This is a genomic window from Snodgrassella sp. W8132, assembly GCF_016100865.1.
GTDB classification, from domain to species: domain Bacteria; phylum Pseudomonadota; class Gammaproteobacteria; order Burkholderiales; family Neisseriaceae; genus Snodgrassella; species Snodgrassella alvi.
In genome coordinates this window covers 1,145,877-1,171,035 of the sequence record NZ_JACFRQ010000001.1, presented here as the reverse complement: position 1 = coordinate 1,171,035, position 25,159 = coordinate 1,145,877, and the positions used below count along the sequence as shown (strand labels likewise).

The following is a 25,159-nucleotide window of genomic DNA, read 5'->3' as shown; positions in this document are numbered from 1 at the left end:
TTTGTACTTTAATTTATTATTGATGATTTAAGCATATTAAATATATATTCTGCAATCTTAACTATTTAAAGTAATAACAACAGATGTTAAAGCAAGTTGAGGTTGTTTCATCTGATTGTTTCACCTGGTTTGTGGCTTTGGTATAACCTTTTATGCTGGTTTTTGGTTACAATAAAGTGCTTGTTTAGATTGCACTGAACAAGATTTATTTTGCCTTTAAGTTTTGCTGTGGCTGGCAGTTGCGGATGGTTATGACTTATCAAGTATTGGCACGAAAATGGCGACCAAAAAAGTTCGCCGATTTAGTAGGACAGGAGCATGTAGTCAGGGCATTGTTAAATGCGCTTGATAAAGGACGTTTGCATCATGCTTATATGCTTACAGGGACTCGGGGTGTAGGTAAAACCACCATTGCCCGTATTCTGGCCAAAAGCCTGAATTGCCAGCATACTGAACATGGTGAGCCATGTAACCAATGTGATTCTTGTCGCCAGATTGATGCCGGCCGTTTTGTTGATGTGCTGGAAATTGATGCTGCTTCCAATACAGGAATTGATAATATCCGCGAAGTACTCGAAAACGCACAATATGCGCCAACGATGGGGCAGTATAAAGTCTATATCATCGACGAAGTGCACATGTTGTCGAAAAGTGCTTTTAATGCCATGCTCAAAACTTTAGAAGAGCCGCCTGAACATGTGAAATTTATTCTGGCGACAACAGATCCGCAGAAAGTACCGATTACGGTTTTAAGCCGGTGTCTGCAATTTGTCTTGCGCAATCTGAATAGTACTCAGGTACATGATCATCTGGTTTATGTATTACAGCAGGAACAAATTGCTTATGAAGATCCGGCATTATGGCTGTTAGGCCGGGCTGCTGCCGGCTCAATGCGTGATGCACTCAGTTTGCTTGATCAGGCTATTGCCATTGGTTCAGGAAAGGTAACTGAATCTGATGTGCGGAATATGATTGGTGCGGTTGATAAAAGTTATTTGTATGCGCTTTTGGAAGCCTTGGCTGTACGGGATGGTCAGGCATTACTGGCTAAAGCGGAGGAAATGGCCAGTTGCGCGGTAGGATTTGATAGTGCGTTAACTGAGCTGGCTCTGTTATTACAGCGATTAACAATACTGCAATCTGTTCCGGCAGTCGGCGCTGATGATCCTGAGTATGCGGCTTTAACTCGTTTTGCGGGTTTGTTTTCAGGAGAGCAGATTCAATTATATTATCAGTGTGTATTACGAGGTAAGGCAGATTTGCCGCTTGCTCCGGATGAGAAAGCTGGGTTTGTCATGACCTTATTGCGGATGCTTGCATTTGCACCTCTGGCTGCACTGAATACACAACGTTTGCATGGACAAATCGACGGTACACAGTTGCATGATGTGCCAGTAAACAATAAGCAGATGGATAATATACCAACTGTTTCTGAAGAAAATAGTCCAGCTTTAGTATCTGAAGCACTGTCAGAGACAGCATCTGATGCAACTACTGAAGTACCGGTAACATTAGAAACTGAAATAATCGAAAAAAAATCGTCGTCGATAACAGCTGCTGATAGCAAGATATTAAATGATTCTTCACCTGCTTTGCAGGAATCTCAGTCTGTAACGATTAGTGATGAGCCTCCGCCACCTTGGGAAACAGGTGTTGATGACATATCTTATGAGGCTGTGAGTGTGTTTGAGTCTGTAAAATCAGTCAATGCAAACGCGGCAGAAAAGTATGATGAAAATACGGATATATCCGCAGAAAAGCCCAGAGATGATCAGAATTTAACTCTGGTAAAAAAGGCTTTTCCGCCATTGACGGCAGAGAACTGGCCGGAAATTTTAACTTTGCTGGCACATCGTCTCGGTGCAGTACAGTTGTTCAGTCAGCATACGGCGATTGTTGCTTATGATGAAAATAGTGGTGATTTAACTATTGCTCTGGCTGAGCAGGGTGAGCCGACAGCCAATCGTGAGTTATTAAACCGGCTGGCTGAATCGTTGTCAGAAGTTTATCAACGGCCGATACATCTGCATACCTGTAGCTGGCAGGAGCAGAGTATGCCGGAAACACCGCAAATGCGTCAGCAGCGATTACATGCAGAACAACAACAGCAGGCAAAGACAGTGTTAGAAGCGCAGCCCGCTGTAAAGATGCTGATGGAAACTTTTAATGCAGAATGGATACCGGAAAGTTTACATCTGGATAAAGAATAATTGCCATTATTTGTTTAATTTTTTCTCTCTATTTAATTGACGTGTAAGGAAAATATTATGTTTGGAAAAGCAGGTTTGGGTGGTTTGATGAAGCAGGCGCAACAGATGCAGGAACGTATGAAAAAGGCGCAGGCTGATCTGGCTAATGTAGAGGTGGAAGGTGAATCTGGGGCTGGTATGGTTAAGGTAACCATGAATTGTCACTATGGAGTAAAACGTATCCATATTGATGACAGTTTGCTTGCAGATGCTGCTGATGACAAAGAGATGCTGGAAGATTTGATTGCAGCTGCGGTTAATGATGCTGTACGTAAAGCTGAATCAACTTCTTCAGAACGTATGAGTCAGTTTACTCAGGGTATGAATTTACCAGCAGGTATGGGAGATTTATTTAAATAATTACGCCAATAAAAAAGGTAACGGTTACGTTACCCTTTTTTATTGTTTTTAGTTTAAGTTGTTATCATTAAAACCTTTGTTTTCTGCTTAGTTATGAAACTAAGCAGATAAAATGTTATATTGAAGTTCAGAAGTCAGTATGATAAGTGATCCGGATTAGTCTGATGGTAATCTTACATGGTATACAAATGTTAGGTTGGGTAAGGTAAAGATATTTTGTCTGAGTTGGTGAAGCCAGTTCCGTTTCTTCTGGTTTGATGTGAGTTTAATTACCTGAGAGCTATATAAAATAGTCTATAGTTTTTATGGAATAGCTTCGGGCAGTCAATCAGTGAAAACGGGCTGGTTTTATGTATGACTTAAGAGTTTGTTACAGGTAAAGAATGAGTACAAAACAAGTGGACGCATTTAGCCGCTTAACCAATGCATTAAAAGTATTGCCTAATGTTGGCCCTAAAACAGCGCAGCGCATAGCTTATGAATTATTACAGCACCAGCGTCAGGGCGCAGAAGAGCTGGTGGAAGCAATTCAAGCTGCTTTATTACAGGTACAGCATTGTCGTTTATGTAATACTTTCTGTGAAGGTGAATTGTGTGCAATTTGTTCTGATGAGCAGCGTGACACTAGGCGATTAATGATAGTACAAATGCCGGTGGATGTAGCCAGTATGGAATCAGCACATTGCCATGATGGTATGTATTTTGTATTGATGGGACAGGTTAGTCCGGCTCAGGGAGCAGATTTGCAGGCCATTGCTTTGGATAAACTGGTAACGCGATTACAGCATCATGAAGTAGATGAGATTATTATTGCTACCAATTTTACTGCTGAAGGAGATGCTACTGCGTATGTGCTGGCACAATTACTGGCTGAGTTTCCGGCAAAAGTTACGCGTCTGGCGCGAGGTATGCCACTCGGAGCAGAACTGGAATACATAGATGCGGGTACTCTGGCTCAGGCTGTTTATGAACGCCGTAATGTAAAGTAAACAGTATAATTTACAGATAAAATCGGCTTAATTGCAGAATGGAGAATAAAAATATTACTAGGAAAGATTAAGCCAGTTACAGATTCATTTAAGAAATCAGACAGAGTAATTTTAGCAATTACTCTGTCTGTTGTTTTGTGGTTGTATTTCTGATTAATTATCAGGGGGTGGGGGATTCGCTCAGAAATAGCTGATAAGCGGCATTGTGAGTTTGTTCCTGATAGATATAACCCACATTATCCAGAAATGCATAAAACTTTTCTGTATCAGCCGGGGGAATATTCAAACCAACCAGTACGCGGCCGAAATCGGCTCCGTGATTGCGATAATGAAACAAAGTAATGTTCCAGTCGGATTGCATATGTATCAGAAAACGTCTCAGGGCACCCGGTCGCTCAGGAAATTCAAAACTAATCAGACGTTCATTAGCCACTTTGCTGGTACGACCACCTACCATATACCGGATATGCAGTTTGGCCATTTCGTTATGAGTGAGATCCAGCGCCGGCAAACCATTGTTGTTCAGTTCCTGTACGATAGTCTGTAAATCAGCGGTATCATTGCTTTGAATACCAACAAATATATGGGCTTTCTGGTCATCACCATAGCGATAATTGAATTCGGTAATATTTCTGTTACCGATTAGATCAATGAAAAAACGAAAGCTACCGGGTTTTTCCGGGATGGTTACCGCAAAAATTCCTTCATGTCCCTCTGTCAGTTCACAGCGTTCAGAGACGTGGCGCAATTGATGGAAATTCATATTTGCACCGCTGGTTACTGCGATTAGATTTTGATGCTGACATTGATTCCGGGCAATATAGGCTTTTAATCCGGCAAGAGCCAGTGCACCGGAGGTTTCAGTAATACTGCGGGTATCATCGAAAATGTCTTTAATTGCAGCACAAATACTATCGGTATCTACAATAATAATGTCATCCAGTAAGTCTTTGCATAGTGTGAATGTTTCTTCACCTACCAGTTTAACTGCAGTACCATCCGCAAACAGACCTACTTCTTTAAGTTCTATGCGTTTGCCGGCAGCAATAGATTGCTTCATAGCACAGGCATCTTCAGTTTCTACGCCGATTACTTTGACCTCCGGACGTACATTTTTAATGTACGCCGCCACTCCTGCAGCCAACCCGCCGCCACCAATAGCAACAAATACAGCATCAATAGGTTTCGGATGCTGACGTAATATTTCCATACCGATGGTACCCTGTCCGGCAATGACATCCGGATCATCAAACGGTGGAATATATGTGAGGCCACTTTGGGCAACCAGTTGCATAGCATGGTTGTAGGCATCATTATAGGACTCACCAGCTAGTACTACTTTGCCACCGCGTTTTTTTACAGCATCGATTTTAATTTGTGGTGTGGTTTGTGGCATAACGATAGTTGCTTCACAACCCAGTTTTTGTGCTGAAAGCGCTACGCCCTGAGCATGGTTGCCGGCCGAGGCCGTGATGACACCTTTTTTCAGGGCATTTTTATCTAGTTTGGCCATTTTGTTATAGGCCCCGCGGATTTTGAAAGAGAATACTGGTTGTAAATCCTCCCGTTTCAGCCAGATGTGATTGTTGAGTCGATCTGACAGATTAGCAGCATAATCCAAGGGTGTTTCAATGGCCACATCATATACTGCGGCAGTAAGAATGCGGGTAAGGTAGTTTGTGTGATTGTTCATAATGTAGAATGAAAAGACTGATTTTATTTTGCAGATTATCTGCTTAACTGAATTAATCAAAATTTAACGATAACGCGGCTGTTTTTTTTATGCAAGTAAATTTGCCAATATTGCTTCTCTTGTGCAGACTACTGTTTATAATAAGCGGTTATGGAAGTAGTTAATCGCGGTTAATTCAGATTTAAATTTGATAATAGAAATGATGAGAAATTTTTTTCGCTGGTTCATTACAGCTGTGCTGATGGGTGTTTTGCTACCGGCACATGCTGTAACTATGCCTGAAATTAATGCTGCTGCATATGCAGTGGCAGATCAGCAAAGTGGTACAGTTCTGGCTAGCCGTGATAAGGATGCCCGGATTGAACCGGCAGCACTGACAAAGCTAATGACAGCTTATCTGGTATTAGATGCTTTGCATACGGGTAAACTGAAAGCGCAGCAACCGCTGAAAGTTTCCGCTACCGGCTGGCAGGCAGACGGTAGCCGGATGTTTTTACAGCAGGGTGTTCCGGTAAATGTGGAAACCGTTGTGCAGGGTATGCTGGTTATCTCAGCTAACGATGCAGCAATTACGCTGGCTGAGGCTGTGAGCGGAAACGAAAAAGCATTTGTGCGCAAGATGAATGCTGAGGCGCAAAAAATGGGACTGACAAATACCAATTTTGTCAATTGCACCGGATTACCGGCAGAGGGACAATATAGCAGTGTGGGGGATCTGCTGCTGCTGGCTCAGGCTTTGGTGCGCGATTTTCCGCAATATCAGAGCTGGTTTGCTAAAAAATCTTTTGCTTATAATGGTGTTACTCAGTTAAACCGTAATTTGCTCCTATTCAGAGATGATCAGGTAGATGGTCTGGCAGTCGGCTATACTATACATGGTGGCTACAATTTGGTTGTAAGCAGTAAACGCAATGAACGCAAAATTGTAGCTGTACTGGTAGGAACTGACAGTAGTGAGGCCAGAGCAGCAGAGGGAAGTAAATTATTAAGCTGGGCTCTGACTAATTTTAATACGGTCAGATTATATCCGGCCGGACATAAAGTAAGTGATATTACTGTTTATAAAGGTGCACACAGGAAAGTAGCAGCAGGTTTTTTAAGTGATGCTTATGTCACTTTACCTTCTGGTAGTGCTAAACAATTATCTGTAGAGCTGGAAGCTGTTCAACCAGTGGTAGCACCGGTGTACAAAGGTCAGAATATCGGAACTTTAAAATTTCTGTCAGGTAAACAGGAAATTGCCCGACAGAATGTTGTGGCACTGGAGAATGTGGGCGAAGCAAGCGGGTTTGGTCGCTGGCTGGATGGTATCGCCATGTGGTGGCATAATCTTTTTAACTGATAAAGCCGGCTGTTTTTTGAGTGATAAGCATTTATCTAAGCGACTAATTAATCAGTTTAAAGGTAATATGTGCTGAATTGATTGATTTGTTTTAAAAATAAACCCATCAGCTGATGGGTTTATTTTTAATTTCAGTTATTCATATGGATGACGGAGCAGAATAGTTTCTTCCCGATCAGGACCGGTAGAAATCATGGCAATCGGAGCACCGCAAATTTCTTCAATACGTTTCAGATAGGCTTTAGCATTGTCTGGTAGTGCGTCGTATGATTTCAGACCAAAAGTGCTTTCCTGCCAGCCCGGCATTGTTTCATAAATAGGCGTACAGGCAGAAACGGCGTCGGAACCACAAGGCAAAATATCTATTTTTTGCCCGTTATAATCATAACCGACACAAATATTGATGCTATCCATGCCATCCATAACATCCAGTTTAGTTAAACATAAGCCGGAAATACCATTGACCTGGATAGACCGTTTCATCAGAGCAGCATCAAACCAGCCGCAGCGGCGCGGACGTCCGGTTACTGCACCAAATTCATTGCCGCGTTCTGCCAGACCTTCACCCACACTATCAAAAAGTTCGGTCGGGAATGGTCCGGAACCAACTCGTGTTGTGTATGCTTTGACAATACCCAGTACGTAATCAAGTTTAGTCGGTCCTACACCAGAACCGACAGCTGCCGCTCCGGCAATGCAGTTAGAGGAAGTAACGAAAGGATAGGTACCGTAATCAATATCAAGGAAAGTACCCTGAGCACCTTCGAACAGCAAGGATTCACCACGGGCATTCATGTCGTTCAGTTCACGGGAAACATCTCCGACCATTGGTTTTATCTGATCGGCCAGTTCCAGAGTCTGCTGGTAAATTTTTTCAGCATCAAGTGCTTCCTGACCATACAGGCCGGTAAGCTGGCAGTTATAAATGGCTACTGCATCTTTAATTTTCTGCTGTAAAACATCAGGATGGAATAAATCCATAATACGAACTGCACGCCGGGCAATCTTGTCTTCATATGCAGGTCCGATACCGCGACCGGTCGTACCGATTTTCTTATCGCCTTTAGCTGCTTCACGGGCATGATCCAGAGCGATATGATAGGGAAGAATTAAGGGACAGGTCGGTGCAATAGTTAATTGTTTGATTACATCAATACCAGCCTGCTGTAATTCAGCCATTTCGCTAAGCAGAGCTTCTGGTGATACGACAACGCCAGAACCAATAAAACAACGTTTACCTGTATGTAAAATACCACTGGGAATCAGACGCAAAACAGTTTTTTTGCCATTGACCACCAGAGTATGCCCTGCATTATGTCCGCCCTGATAACGTACCACGCCGGAGGCACGTTCAGTCAGCCAGTCTACAATTTTACCTTTGCCTTCATCACCCCACTGGGTGCCGACAACAACGACGTTTTTTGCCATATGGTTTTACCTGCTCATACTAAGGGTTAATTATTGCTACAAAGGAATCAGCTGCCAATGTTGGTTTTGCCATACCAGCTGGCGGTCGCATCCTCTGATATCGTTACATTCGGGAGTGTAATCAATAATGACACACTCACCGGCTGAACGCAGTTGCTCTATTTCGGTTTTTGCAGCAGAGGCATCTTGTACGCTGACTTTTATGCCGCGCAGTTTTTCTACCGGAGGCAGATGCCCGATTAAATCACGTAAATCAAAACTAAAACCGGAAGCAGGGCGGTTACGGCCAAAATATTTACCCAGACCATTATAACGTCCGCCTCGTGCCAGTGCGTCCGGCCAGTCTTCGCTATAGGCGGCAAACAGCAATCCGGTATGGTAGTTGTCTACCCGCAATTCACTTAAATCAATAAATATATTATGGTTTGCAAATGCTGTGCAGATTTGCCGGAGCTGCTGTAATGCTTCACTTATTTCCGGCAGGTCTGGCAGACAGTCTGCGGCAGTCTGCAATACTGTCTGGGTTCCATATAATGCAGGTAAAGCGACGAAAGCTTTAATCCACTGCTCAGAAAGCTGCCATTGTTGTACACACTGCTGAACTGCGGCTGCATCTTTAGCCTGCATCAGCTGTAATAAAGTTGCCGCTTGTTGTGTAGTCAGGCTGGCAGCATTAGCCAGTGTATGAAAAATACCGATATGTCCAAGTGAAAGTGTTGGTTTGGGTACTTTGACAATGGCCAGGCTTTTGAGCATTAAATCAATAAGTTCGATATCGGCTTCGATACCCGCATATCCATATAATTCAGCGCCGATCTGTAAAGGCTCCCGGGTACTTAAAAAGCCGTCAGGTCGTGCATGTAAAACCGGACCGGCGTAACACAATCGGTTAATCCCGCTATTGGCTGACAGCAGATGAGCATCTATACGGGCAACCTGGGGTGTGATATCTGCGCGCAGACCAAGCTGCCGGCCACTAAGCTGATCGACAACACGGATGGTTTTTAGTGACAGCCCTTCATCAATACGGGTAAGTAAGGACTGGCTGTATTCAAGTAAAGGGGGGCTGACAAGTTCGTAGCCATGGACGCGATAAAGTGCTAACAGCTGTTCTTTGGCGCTTTCAAGCTGGCGCGCCGCTGAAGGTAGAATGTCGGCAATATATTCGGGCAATTGCCAAGACTGCATTGGGATTCCTCACAAAATACAAGCCACACTGACCCTGACGGAACAGTGTGACGTGGACGTGGAAAGGCAGCTGAATGCTGTGCCTGAGGTCTTTTAAAATATCACTTTATCACAATTTAACGTTTTTATACCAGAGACAATTAGATTCTGATTACCATTTTACCCAGCCTGTAGCCCAGGTAACTAAAATGATACCGCCAAATACAATTCGGTACCACGCGAAAGGAATATAATTTTTATGGGCAACAAAACGCAATAAAGCTTTCACTGCAACCAGAGCAGAAAGAAATGCGGCAACAAAACCAATTGCAATCAGCAATAGATCATCCCGGGTAAATTCATGTAGATGTTTAAGCATGTCGTAACCGGTGGCAGCAATCATTACTGGTACGGCCAGAAAAAAAGAAAACTCTGTTGCTGCTTTGCGCTCAATTCCCCAAAGCATGCCGCCCATAATTGTACTTCCAGAACGAGATGTACCGGGAATTAATGCCAGAATTTGCGCCAGTCCGACGATAAGTGCATCGCGAGGCCGCATGTCCTCAACAGTTTTAACTTTTGGTTCGGTACGGCTCTGACGTTTTTCAATCCAGAGAATCAGTAAACCGCCTATTACAAGTGCCGTAGCAACAGTAATTGGATTAAACAGATAATGCTTGATTTGTTCACTGAACAGTAAGCCCATGATGGCAGCGGGAATAAAGGCTATAGCCAGATTGAGAACAAAGCGGTTGGTAGCCGGTTCTTTACCAATATGGGTAATGATATGAGCAAATCGGTGTTTATATTCAAAAACAATGGCAAGAATTGCACCAAGCTGAATCGTAATGTCGAATACTTCACCTGTAGTCTCAAATTTCAGCAGATTACCGACTACTATCAGATGTCCGGTACTGGAAACAGGCAGAAATTCGGTCAAACCTTCTACAATGCCCAGAATCAGGGCTTTTAAAAACAAGACAATATCCATTTTATTTACTGTATTTGTGTATTTAAGCCATGAAATTTATACAAAACAATAGTGTGTTTAAGGTTAAACACACTATTGTTTTGATCGAAGACCAGAGTCTATCGATTGGCAGAGGCTGCTAGTGAGGCACCTATGCTTTTGGGTAGTTTACGTGTGCTTGCAGCATGTGCGCTATTTTCATTGCGTACTTTTTCAATTAGTTCATTCATTGTTTTCATTCCTGCTGCAAATCCTTTCGGAAATTTAAGTACGTATTTGCCGCCTACAATAACAGTGGGTGTTGACGTAATATTGTATTTTTCGCCCATTTTACGCATGCTGGTGGCCGTAGCTGAATTTTCCAGACTGTTATAGGCTTTTACCAGTTTTTGCCCGTCAAAAGCAGTCTGTTCTACTGCCCATTTATTGAATACGTTAGGTTGCCATAATTCGATGTGTTTATTAAAAATAGCATCAAAGATTAATGGGTCTGCCTGTAATTTCATGCCGGTACTGTTTACTGCTGCAGCTACACGGGCAAGATTGAAATAAACGTCATCATCCCAGACAACATGAACGGGACGCAGATAGGTATCAGGCGCAAAAGACTGCATTTCTTTAAGCATAAATGGCTCAAGATGTGAGCAGTGGACACAGCTGTAGGAAAAAAATTCCAGAACTTCTACTTTGTCTTTATGCAGTTGCGGAATGGGTTTATCCAGTACATCATAATCTATTTTTACTATTGCTGCCTGTGCTATGCCAGTGACAAAAGCCATTGCTGTCACCATGGTAGTAATGATTTTTTTTAGCATGTTAATTTCCTGTTATGAAACTGACTGACTCAGGATGCTGTTCTGGTCAGGCTGTCGATATTGTGCTGCTGTAAAGTTTGTTTAATCTGTTTTGCCTGATTCTGACTCAGATTATCAGTCTGAACACGATATTTGATTGTACCGTTCACTTTAGCACTATGCACGCTGCTGTTAATTCCCAGCATCACTAGTTTGGCACGCTGGGCATCAGCATCAGTACGGTTGTTATATGAACCGATTTGTAAAAAAACTTTGTCTTCACTATGCTGCTTTGCTGCAGCACGCTGAGCTTTTTCAAGACTGCCGTTATTCAGAATTTGTTCCGGAGTTATATCTGTATGACTGACTGCGGGTGCTTTTCTGGGTGTTTTTTCTGGTGTTTTATGTGGTATGGGTGGTTGTGTTGTCGGTGTGTGTTCAATAGTAATGTCATTTTCAATCCCTCCCATATTGACCGGTTGTGAAGCCGGTATAGTCTCCGGAGTTTCAACGGTGGTTCCTGAAGATGCAGGAGTATCAGGAATGAAAATTTGGGAAGATGCTGTTGTACTATTAGCCGGAGTAAGTATTTCCGGTTGTGGCGGAACAGAAGCAGCGGGGTTATCAGGATTTTTAAAATCTGATTTGCTTTTATTCAGGAAGAACAGGATACAGGCAATGATTAAGGTTGCCAGAAGCAAACCTATTATAAAGCTGACAAGCCCCTTACCTGCCTGACGAAGTGGTGTGTACATATGCATGTTAAAAGCCTTTATGTTTGGCATTATATACGGCAAATTCTGTTCAGAACCGGAAGTTATCTGTATAGATAACATTATCAATTTCAATTCTGCTGATATTATAAAGCACGGCGGAAGCTTATGGCGCGTAAAATGTGACTGGCTTCAACATCATGTATATCATTCATATCTGCTAATGTACGTGCAATACGTAAAATACGATGAAAACTGCGTGCTGACAGCGACAATTTTTCCATCACACTGGCCAGGGTTTGTTTGGCTTCAGGGGTGATTCGGGCTATATCATCCAGTTCACGGTTGCTCAGTTGAGCATTGATTTTACCCTGACGCTGATACTGGCGCGAGCGTGCTGTTCTGACACGCTCACGAATACTGCTGCTGTTTTCGCCGTTTGCCTGCTGTAACAGATCACTGGCTGGTAAACTGGGCACTTCAATGATCAAATCTATACGGTCAAGCAACGGACCGGAAATTTTATCACGGTAACGGGTTATGGCTTCGGGTGTACAGCGACATGGTTTAACAGGATGTCCGAGATAACCACAAGGGCAGGGGTTCATTGCTGCTATCAGCTGGAATTCAGCCGGATAAGTAGCCTGACGTGCTGCGCGTGAGATATGAATTTCTCCGCTTTCCAGTGGTTCTCGCAGAACTTCAAGAACTTTCCGGTCGAATTCCGGCAGTTCGTCCAAAAATAAAATACCATGATGTGCCAGTGAAATTTCACCAGGTCGGGGATCGGAACCGCCACCTACCAGAGCAACAGCTGAAGTACTATGATGGGGCGAGCGAAATGGCCGGTTCAGGCGGTATTTTTGCTGTCCGTGAGGCAACAGTGACTGTAATGACCAGACACTGACGAGTTCTTTGGCTGTAAGTGGCGGTAAGATACCGGGTAGGCGCTGTGCCAGCATAGATTTACCGGTTCCAGGCGGTCCGGACATGAGGATGCTGTGACCGCCGGCTGCGGCGATCTCCAGTGCCAGTCTGGCTGTTTGCTGCCCGCGGACATCGGCCATATCAGGATAGTTTGTTTCATCAGGTTGTTGTTGTATATGTTGTACATCAACAGGGGAAAGTGGTTGATCCTGATTAAGATGAGCTGCTACTGCCAATAATGTATCAGCGCCATATACATGCGCATCAGGTAACAGTGCAGTCTGAAAAGCATTATCTGAGGGCAGAATAAATGAACGCTGGTGCTGTCTGGCTGCTTCTGCCATGGCGATAGCCCCGCGGATAGGCCTGATCTGACCGGACAGGCCAAGTTCTCCGGCCAGTTCATACTGATCCAGATTAGTACCATCAATCTGACCGGATGCTGCCAGTATGCCGATAGCTATCGGTAAATCAAACCGGCCTGATTCTTTGGGTAAATCAGCAGGTGCCAGATTAACGGTAATTTTTTTAGCCGGAAAGTCAAAACCGGACTGAATAATAGCCGCTCTTACCCGATCTCTGCTTTCTTTAACTTCTGTATCCGGCAGACCAACAATGCTGAATGCAGGTAAGCCGTTGGCCAGATGAGCTTCTACCTCTACGAGTGGTGCTGCCATGCCAGCCAGAGCACGACTATAAACAACTGCCCATGACATGGCGTAATTCCTTAGTCAGACAAATCAGTATGATTATCTGTCGGAGCGACCGGATCGGTGGTTTCATGGTTGTTATTATTTTGTGCTAACAACGCTTCCAGCGCGATCACTCTGCTTTCCAGCTCAGCCAGTTTTTCCCGGGTTTTTAGTAAAACCTGTTGCTGAATATCGAATTCTTCACGTGTAATCAAATCCATCCGGTTAAAAGCACTGCCAAGCATGGATTTAACATTTTTTTCCATATCTTTAATGGGACTGTTACTGATGGTATCGCCGAGTTTATCGCTGATGTCTTCAAAAAATTTTTTGCTGATCATGACCTGAATCCTTTTAATGGCAAGGTAATCAATGTCTGTGATTGTACGGGTGAAACAGTCTGAGATGCAATGCTTATATGCTGTGCTGTTTACGGTGCAGTGAACACAATATTGTAATGCTTGCCGTCAACAGTTAAATCACCAAGAAAGTCATTACGTTCGTCAACACATACGGGCAATACGGCACGGTAAGCTGTCCATACCCCCTGTCCCTGCGGTTTGAAGTCGGTACGATTAAAACCCAGACTCATATTGCGCATGGTGAAATGTATGCTGATTCGTTTTACAGAAGCAGGTACTTTACGCATGCTGATATCAAAAGGTTTAGTGATATCTGCCGGAGGCGTAAATTGAATGACAGCTCCTCCGGGTAATATGCAGCCGGTACGGACATTACAGTTACTGAGTGTGCTCAAAGCATCGGTACGGGTGTTATGCCAGAAAACTATGCCAATAATAAGCGGAACAGCTATGATAAAAATAAGTAGTCCGATGATAACAGCAGTTGATTTTTTTGCGGGCTGATTCATAAGATTAGCTGACCAATATAAATTAAGAAAAATTATCTGGTAATTGCAGTACAGGTGGTCGTGAATACACAGAGGTTGTAATACTTATTATTGTTGTTCCAGTATGATGCCATGAACACCCAGAGTCATCCAGTCTGGCTGTGCGATGAGCTGAGCGTTTGTTTGCTGTAAAACCATAACGGGTACAGAGGAAGGCTGATTATGCAGCAGATGAAGCAGCAGCTGAATATCTTCATGCTGGCCAACCGGCCAGATTATCGCTGCAGCTGCTTGTGCCTGTAGCCACTCTTCACTGTTATGACATATAGCCCAGATGGCGCTGACAGGATGCAGATTCGCCAGTTGCTGTAGCTGATCTGCTGGTGTGTAAATAATTGATCCTGCTGCTATTCCTGAGTGATAAGGGTATATTTTTAAGGCAGGTTCCTGCTTTGCCGCGGTATGAAAACCTGTATTTAAATTTCCGCTCATATGAGCAGGAATGGCTAATGCGGCCAGAATAGGTGCATTAGCAGGTAATATGGGGGTAACAGTAAGACAACCTGGCTGCTGCCAGCTCCAGCTTTGCTGTTCTCGTGCAGTTAGTTGTCCCTGCCACTGATCGGCTGCAATGCGATAAAATTGCAAATGTACGTGGGCATGTTCGTAACGATGAGTTTTGATTATCCATGGTGTAGCTGAATTAACGGTTATGCCTAGTTCTTCGGCAAATTCCCGCTGCAATGCCGCCAGCGGACTTTCCCCTGATTCTACTTTACCGCCTGCAAATTCCCAGTACCCCGCATATGCTTTACCTGCCGGACGTGAACTAAGCAGAAATTCACCGCGCTGGTTATAAAGGACACCGGCAACTACTTCGATGAGATTATCCTGCGTCATTTAGCATACTCTGCTACAGCAAAAGCCACTATGTAGTCGTCTTCATCTGTGAGACTCAGATGGATACGGCCAATGTTTTTTTGTTTGAGCCATTGTGCTAATGGCTTTTCAACAATAAATTCAGGCCGGCCCAGTTCATTATGACCAATTCCGATATTGCGTAGGGTCACCGGACTGCGCAGACCGGTATGGACAGCTTTGGCAAAAGCTTCTTTAGCGGCAAAGCGTTTGGCCAGAAACTGTACAGGATGATTGGCTGAAGGCCACTCTAGTGCTTCAATCCGTGACAGCATTTTTGCTGCTACGGCATTAGCACCATAGGTTTTACACATTTTGGCAATACGTTCAATTTTAACTAAATCTGTACCTATGCCGTAAATCATGTTGTTCCTTTTGCTGGTAAAAGGTTAGGTTAATAAGGAAGGCTGCGTGCACGGAAAATAGTGGTCTTCATTTGTTCAATGGCTTGTGGTAAGCCGATGAAAATAGCCTGAGCAATCAGGGCATGACCAATATTCAGTTCGTTTATAGCCAGAATTTTAGCAATAGGGGTGACATTGTGAATATTCAGACCATGGCCGGCATTAACAATTATGCCCATTTCACTGGCCTGATGAGCTGCTTCTTCGATTCGTGCCAGCTGCTGCCGGCGCTGATGCATTTCAGGTGCATCAGCATAAGCACCGGTATGCAGCTCAATAACTGGTGCACCGACTTCCTGACAGGCCTGTATCTGCCGGCTATCAGCATCAATAAACAGTGATACGCGTATCCCCGCAGCTGTCAGTTTCTGGACATATTCTGCTACTTTATCCTGTTGTGACAGAACATCCAGTCCGCCTTCTGTGGTAATTTCCTGTCTTTTTTCCGGTACGATACATACGTCGGCAGGCTGAACAGCCAGAGCGTTGTCAAGCATTTCCGGGGTAAGTGCCATTTCCAGATTAAGACGGGTGCTGATGGCATTTTTTACGGCAAATACATCAGCATCATGAATATGGCGGCGATCTTCACGTAAATGCATGGTAATCAGATCGGCACCATGTGTTTCGGCAAGCAGTGCTGCTTCCAGCGGGCTGGGATAGATACTGCCGCGAGCGTTACGTACTGTTGCTACATGATCTATGTTTACGCCAAGTAACATAAGTTTTTACCTAGTGCTGAGTTAAATGGATGTCACGATACTTTATCTTTTTCCGGCGGTAAAGATAACCGGTTTAACTTTATTTATCTGCAAATAAATCGTTGTCAAAAAGGTCTGGATTGTGTTCCGGTGTATCGGTTCGAAGATGGCAGACCAGATGCAAATCGGTTTTTACCTGACAGCAGCAGGGAAGTATCTCTCCCGGGGCGATAAAGGCCAGCGGCTGTTCTGCATAACTGACCTGCCCGGATAGCAGTTTGAGCCGGCATGAACCACAATAACCGCTGCGACACTGATATTCAACTTCATGTCCGGTACGTTCCAGACCTTCCAGCAGGGTTTCATCCTGCTGAAGAGTGAATGTTTTGTCGCAGGTGGTGATTAAGCTCATTTTAGCTGAAGCTGCTCCGGTAGATTTTGTTGAAAACTGAGTTCAGACAGAAATTTTAAAGTTCAAAATCGCTTAAGTCGTCTTCATTAAGTTCGGCATCAATCTGACCAACCAGATATGAGCTGACTTCTACTTCTTGTGGTGCTACCTGAACATTGTCGGAAGACAACCATGCATTAATCCACGGAATAGGATTTTGTTTGGCGTGTTCAAAAGCCGGCGGTAAGCCTACAGCCTGCATACGCAGATTGGTGATATATTCGACATACTGACCAAGAATATCTTTGTTCAGACCAATCATGGATCCGTCTTTAAATAAATATTCTGCCCAGTCTTTTTCCTGTATGGCAGCACGACGGAAAAGCCGGAAACATTCCTCTTCTGTTTCAGCCGCTATCACCGCCATTTCCGGATCATCTGCACCGGTACGCATCAGGTTAAGCATTTGCTGGGTACCTGTGAGGTGTAAAGCTTCATCACGGGCAATCAGTTTGATGATTTTGGCATTGCCTTCCATCAGTTCGCGCTCAGCAAAAGCAAAGGAGCATGCAAATGAAACATAAAAGCGGATTGCTTCCAGTACATTGACACACATCAGGCACAGATACAGCTTTTTCTTCAGCTCATGTAAATTGATTACAATGGTTTTACCGTTAATCTCATGTTCACCTACGCCCAGTAAGTTGTAGTACTGGGTATATTCGATTAAATCATCGTAGTAACAGGCAATTTCTTCAGCACGGGCAATAATGTGCTTGTTTTGTACAATATCATCAAACACAACCGAAGGATCATTCACGATATTGCGGATAATGTGAGTGTAACTGCGTGAATGAATGGTTTCAGAAAAAGACCATGTTTCAATCCATGTTTCCAACTCAGGAATAGATACCAGAGGCAGTAAGGCAACATTAGGACTGCGCCCCTGAATGGAATCAAGCAGAGTCTGATATTTCAGATTACTGATAAAAATATGCTTTTCATGCTCTGGTAAATTGGCATAATCGATGCGATCACGCGATACATCTACTTCTTCAGGGCGCCAGAAGAATGAAAGCTGTTTTTCAATCAGTTTTTCGAATATATCAAATTTCTGCTGGTCATAACGGGCTACATTAACCGGCTGTCCGAAGAACATCGGTTCTGTCAGGGCATTATTCGGTTTTTGACAGAATGTACTGTAATTCATAGACAGATGTTCACAGGCCATGGCGATACTCTTTATTTAATTAATGTAGAAAAAGGAGATAAGGGTGCTGATGCACCCTTGTTTAATCAGATTTTGCAAGCACCGCTGGCGCAACCGTCATCCTGAATACTGGTTTGCATATCATCGGCACCATCACGGGTATTCTGGTAATACAAAGTTTTCAGACCAAATTTATAGGCGGTCAGCAAATCTTTGATTAATTGCTTCATCGGGACTTTTTGTCCTTCAAAACGCTGCGGATCGTAATTGGTATTGGCAGATATCGACTGGTCGATAAATTTCTGCATAATACCGACTAAATGCAGATAACCTTCATTATTCGGCATATCCCAGAGCAATTCATACTGGTTGTGCAGACGTTCGAATTCCGGTACTACCTGTTTAAGAATACCATCTTTGGACGCCTTCACCGATACCAGCCCACGCGGTGGTTCAATACCGTTTGTAGCATTGGCAATCTGGCTGGATGTTTCTGATGGCATAAGTGCCGTCAGAGTGGAATTGCGCAGACCGTGTTTAACTATATCGGCACGCAATGATTCCCAGTCCAGATGCAGAGGTTCCTGACAGATTTTATCCAGATCTTTTTTGTATGTATCAATCGGTAATAAACCCTGAGCATAAGTAGTATCGCTGAATTTAGGGCATGCTCCCAGTTCCTGTGCCAGTTTGACAGAAGCTTTCAGCAGATAATACTGAATGGCTTCAAAAGTCCGGTGGGTAAGGTTTATGGCAGAACCATCACTGTATTTAACGCCATTTTTAGCCAGATAGTATGCAAAGTTAATGACACCGATACCTAATGTCCGCCGGTTCATGGTAGCCAGTTCAGCTGCTTTGATAGGGTAGTTCTGATAATCCAGTAAAGCGTCCAAAGCACGGGTAGCCAGCTCGGCCAGTTCTTCGAGTTCTTCCAGACTTTCCAGTGCACCCAGATTAAATGCTGAAAGGGTACAGAGAGCTATTTCTCCCTCAGGGTCTTTAATGTCATTTAACGGACGGGTAGGTAAAGCAATTTCCAGACACAGATTTGACTGACGAACCGGAGCCAATTTCGGGTCAAACGGGCTATGGGTATTACAATGGTCGACATTCTGAATGTAAATGCGTCCGGTACCGGCACGTTCCTGCATTAATAATGAAAATAAATCCACGGCCGGAATACTGCGGCGGTTGATGCTGTTGTCTTTTTCGTATAAAACATAAAGACGTTCGAATTCGTCCTGATCAGCAAAAAATGCATCATATAACCCCGGGACATCTGAAGGCGAAAACAGACTGATATTTTCACCTTTAATTAGGCGGGTATACAGCAGGCGATTAATTTGTACACCGTAGTCAAGATGTCGTACGCGGTTTTCTTCAACTCCACGGTTGTTTTTCAGTACCAGCAGATTTTCTACTTCCAGATGCCACAAAGGATAGAACAGGGTAGCAGCACCACCGCGGACACCGCCTTGTGAGCAGGATTTCACAGCTGCCTGAAACATCTTATAAAATGGAATACAGCCTGTATGCTGTGCCTCTCCGCCACGGATTTCGCTGCCCAGTGCACGGATCCGGCCAGCATTAATGCCAATGCCTGCGCGCTGAGATACATACTTCACAATTGCACTGGTAGTTGCATTGATGCTATCAAGACTATCATCACATTCAATCAGTACGCATGAAGAAAACTGACGGGTCGGGGTGCGAACACCTGACATAATTGGTGTTGGCAGGGAAATTTTAAAAGTACTGATGGCATGATAGAATTTTTTTACATAAGTCAGTCTTGTAGCCTGAGGGTAACGGGCGAACAGGCACATTGCTACCAGCATGTATAAAAACTGCGGACTTTCAAAAATTTGTTTGGTAACACGGTTCTGAACCAGATATTTGCCTTCCAGCTGTTTAACTGCAGCATATGAGAAAGTTAAATCACGGTTATGTTCGATGCAGTCATTCAGTTCATCAAATTCAGCACGAGAATAATCTTCTAAAATATGTTTATCGTACTTACCTGATTCTGTCAGCTTACTCACATGATCATACAGGTGAGGCGGCTCAAACTGGCCGAAAGCAATTTTACGCAGATGAAAGATAGCTAAGCGGGCTGCCAGATACTGATAATCCGGTGTTTCTGTGGAAATCAGGTCGGCTGCTGCTTTAATAATGGTTTCGTGAATATCGTCAGTACGAATACCATTATAAAATTGAATGTGTGAGCGCATTTCGACCTGAGATACGGATACATTATCCAGGCCTTCTGCAGCCCAGGTAACGACCTGATGAATTTTATCCAGATTGATGTCTTCCAAACTACCATTACGTTTGGTTACTTTAAGGTTGGCAACCGCATTCATGAGTTATTCTTTCTAGCATAATTAACGCAGAAAAAAACAGTGCCAACACAAAATGTAGTGGTCAACTGTTATTCCAGACACAATATACTGGTTTTTTGCTTTAAAAAAAAGACTTGTCAAAACTGACTATATCCGCTTCTTGATAATGGTTGGGTTAAGTGAAGTAATGATTTTTGTTGATTGACAAGTAGTTTGCTTTGATTTGTCTCAATTTGAATAAAATTGTAAAAAAAATTATTAATTTTTTTGTTTTATTAGTTTTTTTATATCAGGGGATAAGTTTATGCTGTATATATCTACATTTACAGGAAAAAAGAAAAACTGCCTAAAATATAAGCTCAGCACAGCTTCGTTTAATTTCAGGCAGCAATGACAACGATTAGTATCTAGTGTTGCAATAGTGACTCATCTAGTTTTAAGTCATTGTTGTAATTGATACTAATCTGACTTTCAAGAACTGTTCGGGCAATGGACTTGGCTTCTTCGAGTGAATGCATGGTATAGCTGCCACACTGATAGCGGTTAAGTTCAGGTATGCGGCTCTGATCAGTTACCGCAAGCACATCCTGCATAGATTCCGCCCAGGCTTTGGCCACAGTTGCTTCATCAGGTGTTCCGATTAGACTCATATAAAAACCGGTGCGGCAGCCCATTGGTGAGATATCAATAATTTCTACTTGATCACTGTTAAGATGGTCGCGCATGAATCCGGCAAACAAATGCTCAAGAGTATGCATGCCTTTTTCAGGCAGTATAGTCTGATTCGGTTTGCAGAAGCGTAAATCAAATACAGTAATGTCATCTCCTTTGGGTGTGGTCATATTCTTAGCCACACGTACCGCCGGAGCATGCATACGGGTATGGTCTACAGTAAAACTGTCGAGTAATGGCATGATGATTCCCTCGCAATTATCAGTTTAAAATTTTTCGTGCATTGGCAAACAGACGGTACCAGCCGGACATTTCCGGCCAGTCACGCGGAGCCCAGCTCATTTGCGCTGTCTGGAATACCCGTTCAGGATGCGGCATCATAATGGTGACGCGACCATCCGTACTGCTGACACCGGCAATACCGGCCGGAGAGCCATTCGGGTTGAGCGGATATATATCCGTTACCTGATTTTGACCATCAACATACTGGAGCGCAACAGAAAGATCTGCCGGTATGGTTTCATTGGTCAGGTGAGCAAAATCTGCACGTCCTTCTCCATGACTCACTACTACCGGTAAACTACTGCCGACCATATCAGCCAGAATTAATGATGAGGAAGCCGGAATAGTGACCATACTCAGGCGAGCTTCAAACTGTTCGGAAATATTGCGCCGAAAGCGTGGCCAGTTATCTGTACCCGGGATGATTTCAGCCAGATTACTGAGCATCTGGCAGCCGTTACACACGCCTAGTGTCAGGGTATCCTGTCTGTCAAAGAATTCTGCAAACTGTTGTCGCAGCTGTTCATTAAACAGAATACTTTTTGCCCATCCTTCTCCGGCGCCCAGTACATCACCATAGCTGAATCCGCCACAGGCAGCCAGCAGTTGAAAATCACTTAATTTAACCCGTCCGCTTAGTAAATCACTCATGTGAACATCGTAAGTTTCGAAATTAGCGCGGGTAAATGCAGCTGCCATTTCTAATTGTCCGTTGACGCCCTGTTCACGAAGAATGGCAACTTTAGGCTGTTGATGTCGATGAATATAAGGTAAAGCAATATCTTCTGCCGGGTTAAAGCTCAGGCTGGCAAATAATTCTGACAGCTGTTCCTGCTCCAGTAAGGCAAATTCACTGTCTGCACAGCAAGGATTATCGCGTAAGCGTTGCATTTGATAGCTGGTTTCACTCCAGCTCTTTTGCAATTCAACCCGGTTTTCATTGAGTAAAACAGTATTACCATGCTGAACCATTAACCGGTCAGTTGTATTGATGTGACCAAGCACATGTAAAGTTTCAGCCATGCCGGCAGAGGCAAAAGCATTCTGAATGCCGGCAAGGTCATCATTGTGTACCTGAATAACCGCACCAAGCTCTTCTGTAAACAGACTGCGTACAGCGGCATCTTGCAGCTTCTGATTCTGGCTGTGCTTATTGGTTTGCCGGATGAGAGATGCAATATCAATAGTCACCCCGATATGGGCAGCAAACATCATTTCAGCCAGTGTTACTACCAATCCGCCATCACTGCGGTCATGATAGGCCAGAATTTTATTTTCCTGAATCAATGATTGAATAAGGGTGAAAAATTTAGAAATGATTTCGGGATTGCTGATATCCGGAGCTAAGCCGCATAGATTTTTCCATACCTGCTGCAAGGCACTGCCACCCATTCGGCTGTATCCCTGACCGAGGTCAATGGCCAGCAGGGTAGTATCTGCAATATTCTGTAGCTCAGGTGTCACAGTGTTGAGCACATTCTGAACCGGTGCAAAGGCTGTGATGACAGCAGATAAAGGCGAAACTACCCTTTTTTCTTCACCGGCATCATGCCAGCGTGTTTGCATTGATAATGAATCTTTGCCTACAGGTATACTGATTTGCAGTTTCTGGCACAGTTCGGATACGGCTTTGACAGTCTCATACAGACGGGCATCTTCTCCGGCAAAACCACAGGCAGCCATCCAGTTGGCAGAAAGTTTAATTTTGCCCATTTCTCCGATGTCTGTGGCAGCAATATTGGTTAATGCTTCACCAACTGCCATACGCCCTGAGGCTGCACCGGAAAATAAAGCTACAGGTGATTTTTCACCCATACTCATGGCTTCGCCACGTAAGGTATTAAAGCCCATTTTGGTTACGGCAACGTCTGCAACCGGTGTCTGATATCTTCCAATCATCTGATCGCGATGCGTGAGGCCGCCAACACTGCGGTCGCCAATAGTAATCAGAAATTGTTTGCTGGCTACAGCAGGCAGACCTAATACTCTGTACAGACTTTCACGAATATCCAGTTTACTTCCGTCAAAAGGAGGAATCTCTTCAATAACGGCAGAATCTGTACGGGTCACTTTAGGTGGTTTGCCCAGTAACACGTCCAGAGGAATATCTACCGGATTGTTATTGAATAATTCATCATGTAATTGCAGCTGGCCATCATTAGTAGCTGTGCCGACAATAGCAAACGGACAACGTTCACGCTGGCATATGGACTGAAATATTTCCAGATTTTCAGGCTGTACTGCCAAAACATAGCGTTCCTGAGCTTCATTACACCAAATCTGCAACGGATTAAGGCCATGTTCTTCAAGTGGTATGCAGCGTAACTGAAAGATTGCCCCGCGGCCGGCATCGTTGACCAGCTCCGGAAAAGCGTTAGATAAACCACCTGCACCAACATCATGAATGGATATAATCGGATTTTCTGAGCCAAGTTGCCAGCAGCGGTCAATAACTTCCTGTGCACGCCGCTCAATTTCAGGATTACCACGCTGTACTGAGTCGAAATCCAGATCAGCATGATTTGCTCCGGTACTCATGCTGGAGGCTGCTCCGCCACCCAAACCGATCAGTAAGCCCGGTCCGCCCAACTGAATAAGTAATGCACCTGCGGGAATATTGTCTTTGAAAACCTGCTGTGCCTGTATATTACCTAGTCCGCCTGCAATCATAATAGGTTTATGAAAGCCGCGCATAGTACCACTGAATAATTCTTCAAAGGTACGGAAATAGCCGAGCAAATTAGGACGACCAAATTCATTATTAAAGGCCGCGCTACCGATTGGGCCATCCAGCATGATATCCAGCGCACTGCTAATATGTGCTGGCTTACCGTACTGATTACGTGTAGTTGTATATTGTTCCCATGGCTGAGTAAATTCGGGAATACATAGATTAGAAACACTGAAACCGCTTAAACCTGCTTTAGGACGTGCGCCTTTTCCTGTAGCGCCTTCATCACGGATTTCCCCGCCGGAACCGGTAGCAGCGCCGGCAAATGGTGCGATAGCGGTAGGGTGGTTATGGGTTTCCACCTTCATCAGAATATGTGTTTCTTCAGTGCTGAATTGATATTTCTGTTGTTGATTTGCCTGTGGGTAAAAGCGTTCTATACTGGCCCCGGCAATGATTGATGAATTGTCTTTGTAAGCGACCAGTGTACCTTCAGGGTGCGCCTGATGCGTAGCCCGAATCATGCCAAACAGAGATTCAGGTTTGGCTTCATCATCAACAATAAATTTGGCATTAAATATTTTGTGTCGACAATGTTCTGAGTTTGCCTGAGCAAACATCATCAGTTCTACATCGGTAGGATTACGTTGCAGTTGCTGATAATTTTCAACCAGATAATCTATTTCATCTGCGGATAATGCCAGCCCCATTTGCTGGTTAGCTGCTTGCAGAGCGGTTTTGCCATTTGCCAGTATGTCAATACTGGTAAAACTTTTTGCCGCAGTTGTGTGAAACAGTTGTGTAGCGTCCGCTACAGCAGTTAGTACACTTTCTGTCATGCGGTCGTGTAGTATGGTTTGCCAGCTATCCTGTTCCTGCTGACTAAGCTCGCGCGAAAATGAATACAGGATGCCGCGCTCAATGCGCTCAATTACGTTTAGTCCGCAATTGTGAGCAATATCGGTTGCTTTGGATGCCCACGGTGAAATAGTGCCCAGACGGGGTGTAACCAATAATTGCGTGCCTGTCAGAGTATTGCTGTTCTGATGGGTAGCACGTAAAAGTTGAAGCAGTTTTTGCTGTTGACCAGAATCAAGTTCGGTAGCTGAAGCCACAAAATAGCGATATTCGCTGTTGATCTGAATATTACAATCCAGTTGTAATCTGGCTGCCTGCTGTAACAATTTTTCGATACGAAACGGGGATAGTGCGGCCTCGCCGCACAGTGACAGAACAACTGACATGATGAGAGTAGCTCACTTTAGTAGTGGGTTTTGGCTGAAACGCAATTTTACGCGAAAAATAAGTGCTTTGCTTAAATTTATGTTATTAAATCATGGTAGTTTGAGTTTCAGATAAGGATATGGTAGTTTTTAGCACTGTAGATACAG

Annotated in this window: 21 protein-coding genes; 4 read left to right on the top strand and 17 right to left on the bottom strand. The window is 44.0% G+C overall.

All coding sequences use genetic code 11. The features are described 5' to 3' along the window. Nucleotides 1-251 precede the first annotated feature (251 nt). The 3 genes from dnaX to recR all read left to right on the top strand — a co-directional run bounded on the left by dnaX (nt 252) and on the right by recR (nt 3,598). Nucleotides 252-2,210, top strand: a complete 1,959-nt coding sequence (dnaX, locus tag H3U82_RS05220; protein WP_198209539.1) for a DNA polymerase III subunit gamma/tau — start codon at nt 252-254, stop codon at nt 2,208-2,210. Between the two features lie 57 nt (nt 2,211-2,267). Next, complete coding sequence (locus tag H3U82_RS05215; protein ID WP_025330421.1) at nt 2,268-2,609, top strand: YbaB/EbfC family nucleoid-associated protein; 342 nt, start codon at nt 2,268-2,270, stop codon at nt 2,607-2,609. Nucleotides 2,610-2,992: 383 nt separating this feature from the next. Beyond that, the gene (gene recR / locus H3U82_RS05210) at nt 2,993-3,598 is read left to right on the top strand and encodes a recombination mediator RecR (protein ID WP_198209537.1); all 606 of its coding nucleotides are present in this window, start codon (nt 2,993-2,995) and stop codon (nt 3,596-3,598) included. Nucleotides 3,599-3,758: 160 nt separating this feature from the next. On the opposite strand, the gene ilvA is transcribed toward recR, so the two are convergent. After that, entirely contained in the window at nt 3,759-5,291 is a 1,533-nt protein-coding gene (gene ilvA, locus H3U82_RS05205) for a threonine ammonia-lyase, biosynthetic (RefSeq protein WP_198209535.1), read from the bottom strand. A gap of 199 nt (nt 5,292-5,490) precedes the next feature. Here ilvA and H3U82_RS05200 point away from each other — a divergent pair, with 199 nt between their 5' ends. Then, a complete protein-coding gene (locus tag H3U82_RS05200; RefSeq protein ID WP_232336107.1) occupies nt 5,491-6,633 on the top strand; it encodes a D-alanyl-D-alanine carboxypeptidase family protein in 1,143 nt (380 codons plus the stop codon). Nucleotides 6,634-6,768: 135 nt separating this feature from the next. Here H3U82_RS05200 and H3U82_RS05195 read toward each other — a convergent pair whose 3' ends face one another. The 16 genes from H3U82_RS05195 to purL all read right to left on the bottom strand — a co-directional run bounded on the left by H3U82_RS05195 (nt 6,769) and on the right by purL (nt 25,012). Further along, the gene (locus tag H3U82_RS05195) at nt 6,769-8,061 is read right to left on the bottom strand and encodes an adenylosuccinate synthase (RefSeq protein ID WP_100125312.1); all 1,293 of its coding nucleotides are present in this window, start codon (nt 8,059-8,061) and stop codon (nt 6,769-6,771) included. 36 nt (nt 8,062-8,097) lie between these two features. Then, entirely contained in the window at nt 8,098-9,249 is a 1,152-nt protein-coding gene (locus tag H3U82_RS05190) for an ATP phosphoribosyltransferase regulatory subunit (RefSeq protein WP_100125313.1), read from the bottom strand. Nucleotides 9,250-9,400: 151 nt separating this feature from the next. Then, nucleotides 9,401-10,219 (bottom strand): undecaprenyl-diphosphate phosphatase, encoded by an 819-nt coding sequence (locus tag H3U82_RS05185; protein WP_037394066.1) that lies wholly within the window; start codon nt 10,217-10,219, stop codon nt 9,401-9,403. A 98-nt stretch (nt 10,220-10,317) separates the two neighbouring features. After that, on the bottom strand, nt 10,318-11,013 hold the full coding sequence (locus H3U82_RS05180) for a thiol:disulfide interchange protein DsbA/DsbL (protein ID WP_078475302.1): 696 nt from the start codon (nt 11,011-11,013) through the stop codon (nt 10,318-10,320). 29 nt (nt 11,014-11,042) lie between these two features. Then, nucleotides 11,043-11,747 (bottom strand): SPOR domain-containing protein, encoded by a 705-nt coding sequence (locus H3U82_RS05175; RefSeq protein WP_198209533.1) that lies wholly within the window; start codon nt 11,745-11,747, stop codon nt 11,043-11,045. Nucleotides 11,748-11,851: 104 nt separating this feature from the next. Beyond that, the gene (locus H3U82_RS05170; protein ID WP_198209531.1) at nt 11,852-13,348 is read right to left on the bottom strand and encodes a YifB family Mg chelatase-like AAA ATPase; all 1,497 of its coding nucleotides are present in this window, start codon (nt 13,346-13,348) and stop codon (nt 11,852-11,854) included. Between the two features lie 11 nt (nt 13,349-13,359). Continuing rightward, nucleotides 13,360-13,665 (bottom strand): accessory factor UbiK family protein, encoded by a 306-nt coding sequence (locus H3U82_RS05165; protein WP_078475299.1) that lies wholly within the window; start codon nt 13,663-13,665, stop codon nt 13,360-13,362. Nucleotides 13,666-13,754: 89 nt separating this feature from the next. Beyond that, nucleotides 13,755-14,195, bottom strand: coding sequence for a hypothetical protein (locus H3U82_RS05160; protein ID WP_078475298.1), 441 nt, complete (start codon nt 14,193-14,195; stop codon nt 13,755-13,757). Nucleotides 14,196-14,282: 87 nt separating this feature from the next. Next, nucleotides 14,283-15,074: an NUDIX domain-containing protein gene (locus H3U82_RS05155; RefSeq protein WP_198209529.1), complete on the bottom strand. Its 792-nt coding sequence runs from the start codon at nt 15,072-15,074 to the stop codon at nt 14,283-14,285. Further along, the gene (gene acpS / locus H3U82_RS05150) at nt 15,071-15,457 is read right to left on the bottom strand and encodes a holo-ACP synthase (RefSeq protein WP_025330433.1); all 387 of its coding nucleotides are present in this window, start codon (nt 15,455-15,457) and stop codon (nt 15,071-15,073) included. Before acpS ends, H3U82_RS05155 begins: the two co-directional genes overlap by 4 nt. A gap of 29 nt (nt 15,458-15,486) precedes the next feature. Further along, the gene (pdxJ, locus tag H3U82_RS05145; protein WP_084563445.1) at nt 15,487-16,218 is read right to left on the bottom strand and encodes a pyridoxine 5'-phosphate synthase; all 732 of its coding nucleotides are present in this window, start codon (nt 16,216-16,218) and stop codon (nt 15,487-15,489) included. A gap of 79 nt (nt 16,219-16,297) precedes the next feature. Continuing rightward, nucleotides 16,298-16,609, bottom strand: coding sequence for a class I ribonucleotide reductase maintenance protein YfaE (gene yfaE / locus H3U82_RS05140; protein ID WP_025330435.1), 312 nt, complete (start codon nt 16,607-16,609; stop codon nt 16,298-16,300). A gap of 55 nt (nt 16,610-16,664) precedes the next feature. Beyond that, nucleotides 16,665-17,798 carry a class Ia ribonucleoside-diphosphate reductase subunit beta gene (nrdB, locus tag H3U82_RS05135; protein ID WP_025330436.1) on the bottom strand — a complete coding sequence of 378 codons (1,134 nt, stop codon included), beginning with the start codon at nt 17,796-17,798 and terminating at the stop codon, nt 16,665-16,667. Between the two features lie 86 nt (nt 17,799-17,884). Continuing rightward, on the bottom strand, nt 17,885-20,164 hold the full coding sequence (gene nrdA, locus H3U82_RS05130) for a class 1a ribonucleoside-diphosphate reductase subunit alpha (protein ID WP_084551630.1): 2,280 nt from the start codon (nt 20,162-20,164) through the stop codon (nt 17,885-17,887). Nucleotides 20,165-20,550: 386 nt separating this feature from the next. After that, complete coding sequence (gene luxS, locus H3U82_RS05125) at nt 20,551-21,057, bottom strand: S-ribosylhomocysteine lyase (RefSeq protein ID WP_174833152.1); 507 nt, start codon at nt 21,055-21,057, stop codon at nt 20,551-20,553. Between the two features lie 19 nt (nt 21,058-21,076). Beyond that, a complete protein-coding gene (gene purL / locus H3U82_RS05120) occupies nt 21,077-25,012 on the bottom strand; it encodes a phosphoribosylformylglycinamidine synthase (RefSeq protein WP_198209527.1) in 3,936 nt (1,311 codons plus the stop codon). Nucleotides 25,013-25,159: the final 147 nt, after the last annotated feature.

Coding starts and splice junctions, on each gene's coding strand:
- dnaX (WP_198209539.1), top strand. CDS start 252: ATGACTTATCAAGTATTGGCACGAAAATGGCGACCAAAAAAGTTCGCC.
- H3U82_RS05215 (WP_025330421.1), top strand. CDS start 2,268: ATGTTTGGAAAAGCAGGTTTGGGTGGTTTGATGAAGCAGGCGCAACAG.
- recR (WP_198209537.1), top strand. CDS start 2,993: ATGAGTACAAAACAAGTGGACGCATTTAGCCGCTTAACCAATGCATTA.
- ilvA (WP_198209535.1), bottom strand. CDS start 5,291: ATGAACAATCACACAAACTACCTTACCCGCATTCTTACTGCCGCAGTA.
- H3U82_RS05200 (WP_232336107.1), top strand. CDS start 5,491: ATGATGAGAAATTTTTTTCGCTGGTTCATTACAGCTGTGCTGATGGGT.
- H3U82_RS05195 (WP_100125312.1), bottom strand. CDS start 8,061: ATGGCAAAAAACGTCGTTGTTGTCGGCACCCAGTGGGGTGATGAAGGC.
- H3U82_RS05190 (WP_100125313.1), bottom strand. CDS start 9,249: ATGCAGTCTTGGCAATTGCCCGAATATATTGCCGACATTCTACCTTCA.
- H3U82_RS05185 (WP_037394066.1), bottom strand. CDS start 10,219: ATGGATATTGTCTTGTTTTTAAAAGCCCTGATTCTGGGCATTGTAGAA.
- H3U82_RS05180 (WP_078475302.1), bottom strand. CDS start 11,013: ATGCTAAAAAAAATCATTACTACCATGGTGACAGCAATGGCTTTTGTC.
- H3U82_RS05175 (WP_198209533.1), bottom strand. CDS start 11,747: ATGTACACACCACTTCGTCAGGCAGGTAAGGGGCTTGTCAGCTTTATA.
- H3U82_RS05170 (WP_198209531.1), bottom strand. CDS start 13,348: ATGTCATGGGCAGTTGTTTATAGTCGTGCTCTGGCTGGCATGGCAGCA.
- H3U82_RS05165 (WP_078475299.1), bottom strand. CDS start 13,665: ATGATCAGCAAAAAATTTTTTGAAGACATCAGCGATAAACTCGGCGAT.
- H3U82_RS05160 (WP_078475298.1), bottom strand. CDS start 14,195: ATGAATCAGCCCGCAAAAAAATCAACTGCTGTTATCATCGGACTACTT.
- H3U82_RS05155 (WP_198209529.1), bottom strand. CDS start 15,074: ATGACGCAGGATAATCTCATCGAAGTAGTTGCCGGTGTCCTTTATAAC.
- acpS (WP_025330433.1), bottom strand. CDS start 15,457: ATGATTTACGGCATAGGTACAGATTTAGTTAAAATTGAACGTATTGCC.
- pdxJ (WP_084563445.1), bottom strand. CDS start 16,218: ATGTTACTTGGCGTAAACATAGATCATGTAGCAACAGTACGTAACGCT.
- yfaE (WP_025330435.1), bottom strand. CDS start 16,609: ATGAGCTTAATCACCACCTGCGACAAAACATTCACTCTTCAGCAGGAT.
- nrdB (WP_025330436.1), bottom strand. CDS start 17,798: ATGAATTACAGTACATTCTGTCAAAAACCGAATAATGCCCTGACAGAA.
- nrdA (WP_084551630.1), bottom strand. CDS start 20,164: ATGAATGCGGTTGCCAACCTTAAAGTAACCAAACGTAATGGTAGTTTG.
- luxS (WP_174833152.1), bottom strand. CDS start 21,057: ATGCCATTACTCGACAGTTTTACTGTAGACCATACCCGTATGCATGCT.
- purL (WP_198209527.1), bottom strand. CDS start 25,012: ATGTCAGTTGTTCTGTCACTGTGCGGCGAGGCCGCACTATCCCCGTTT.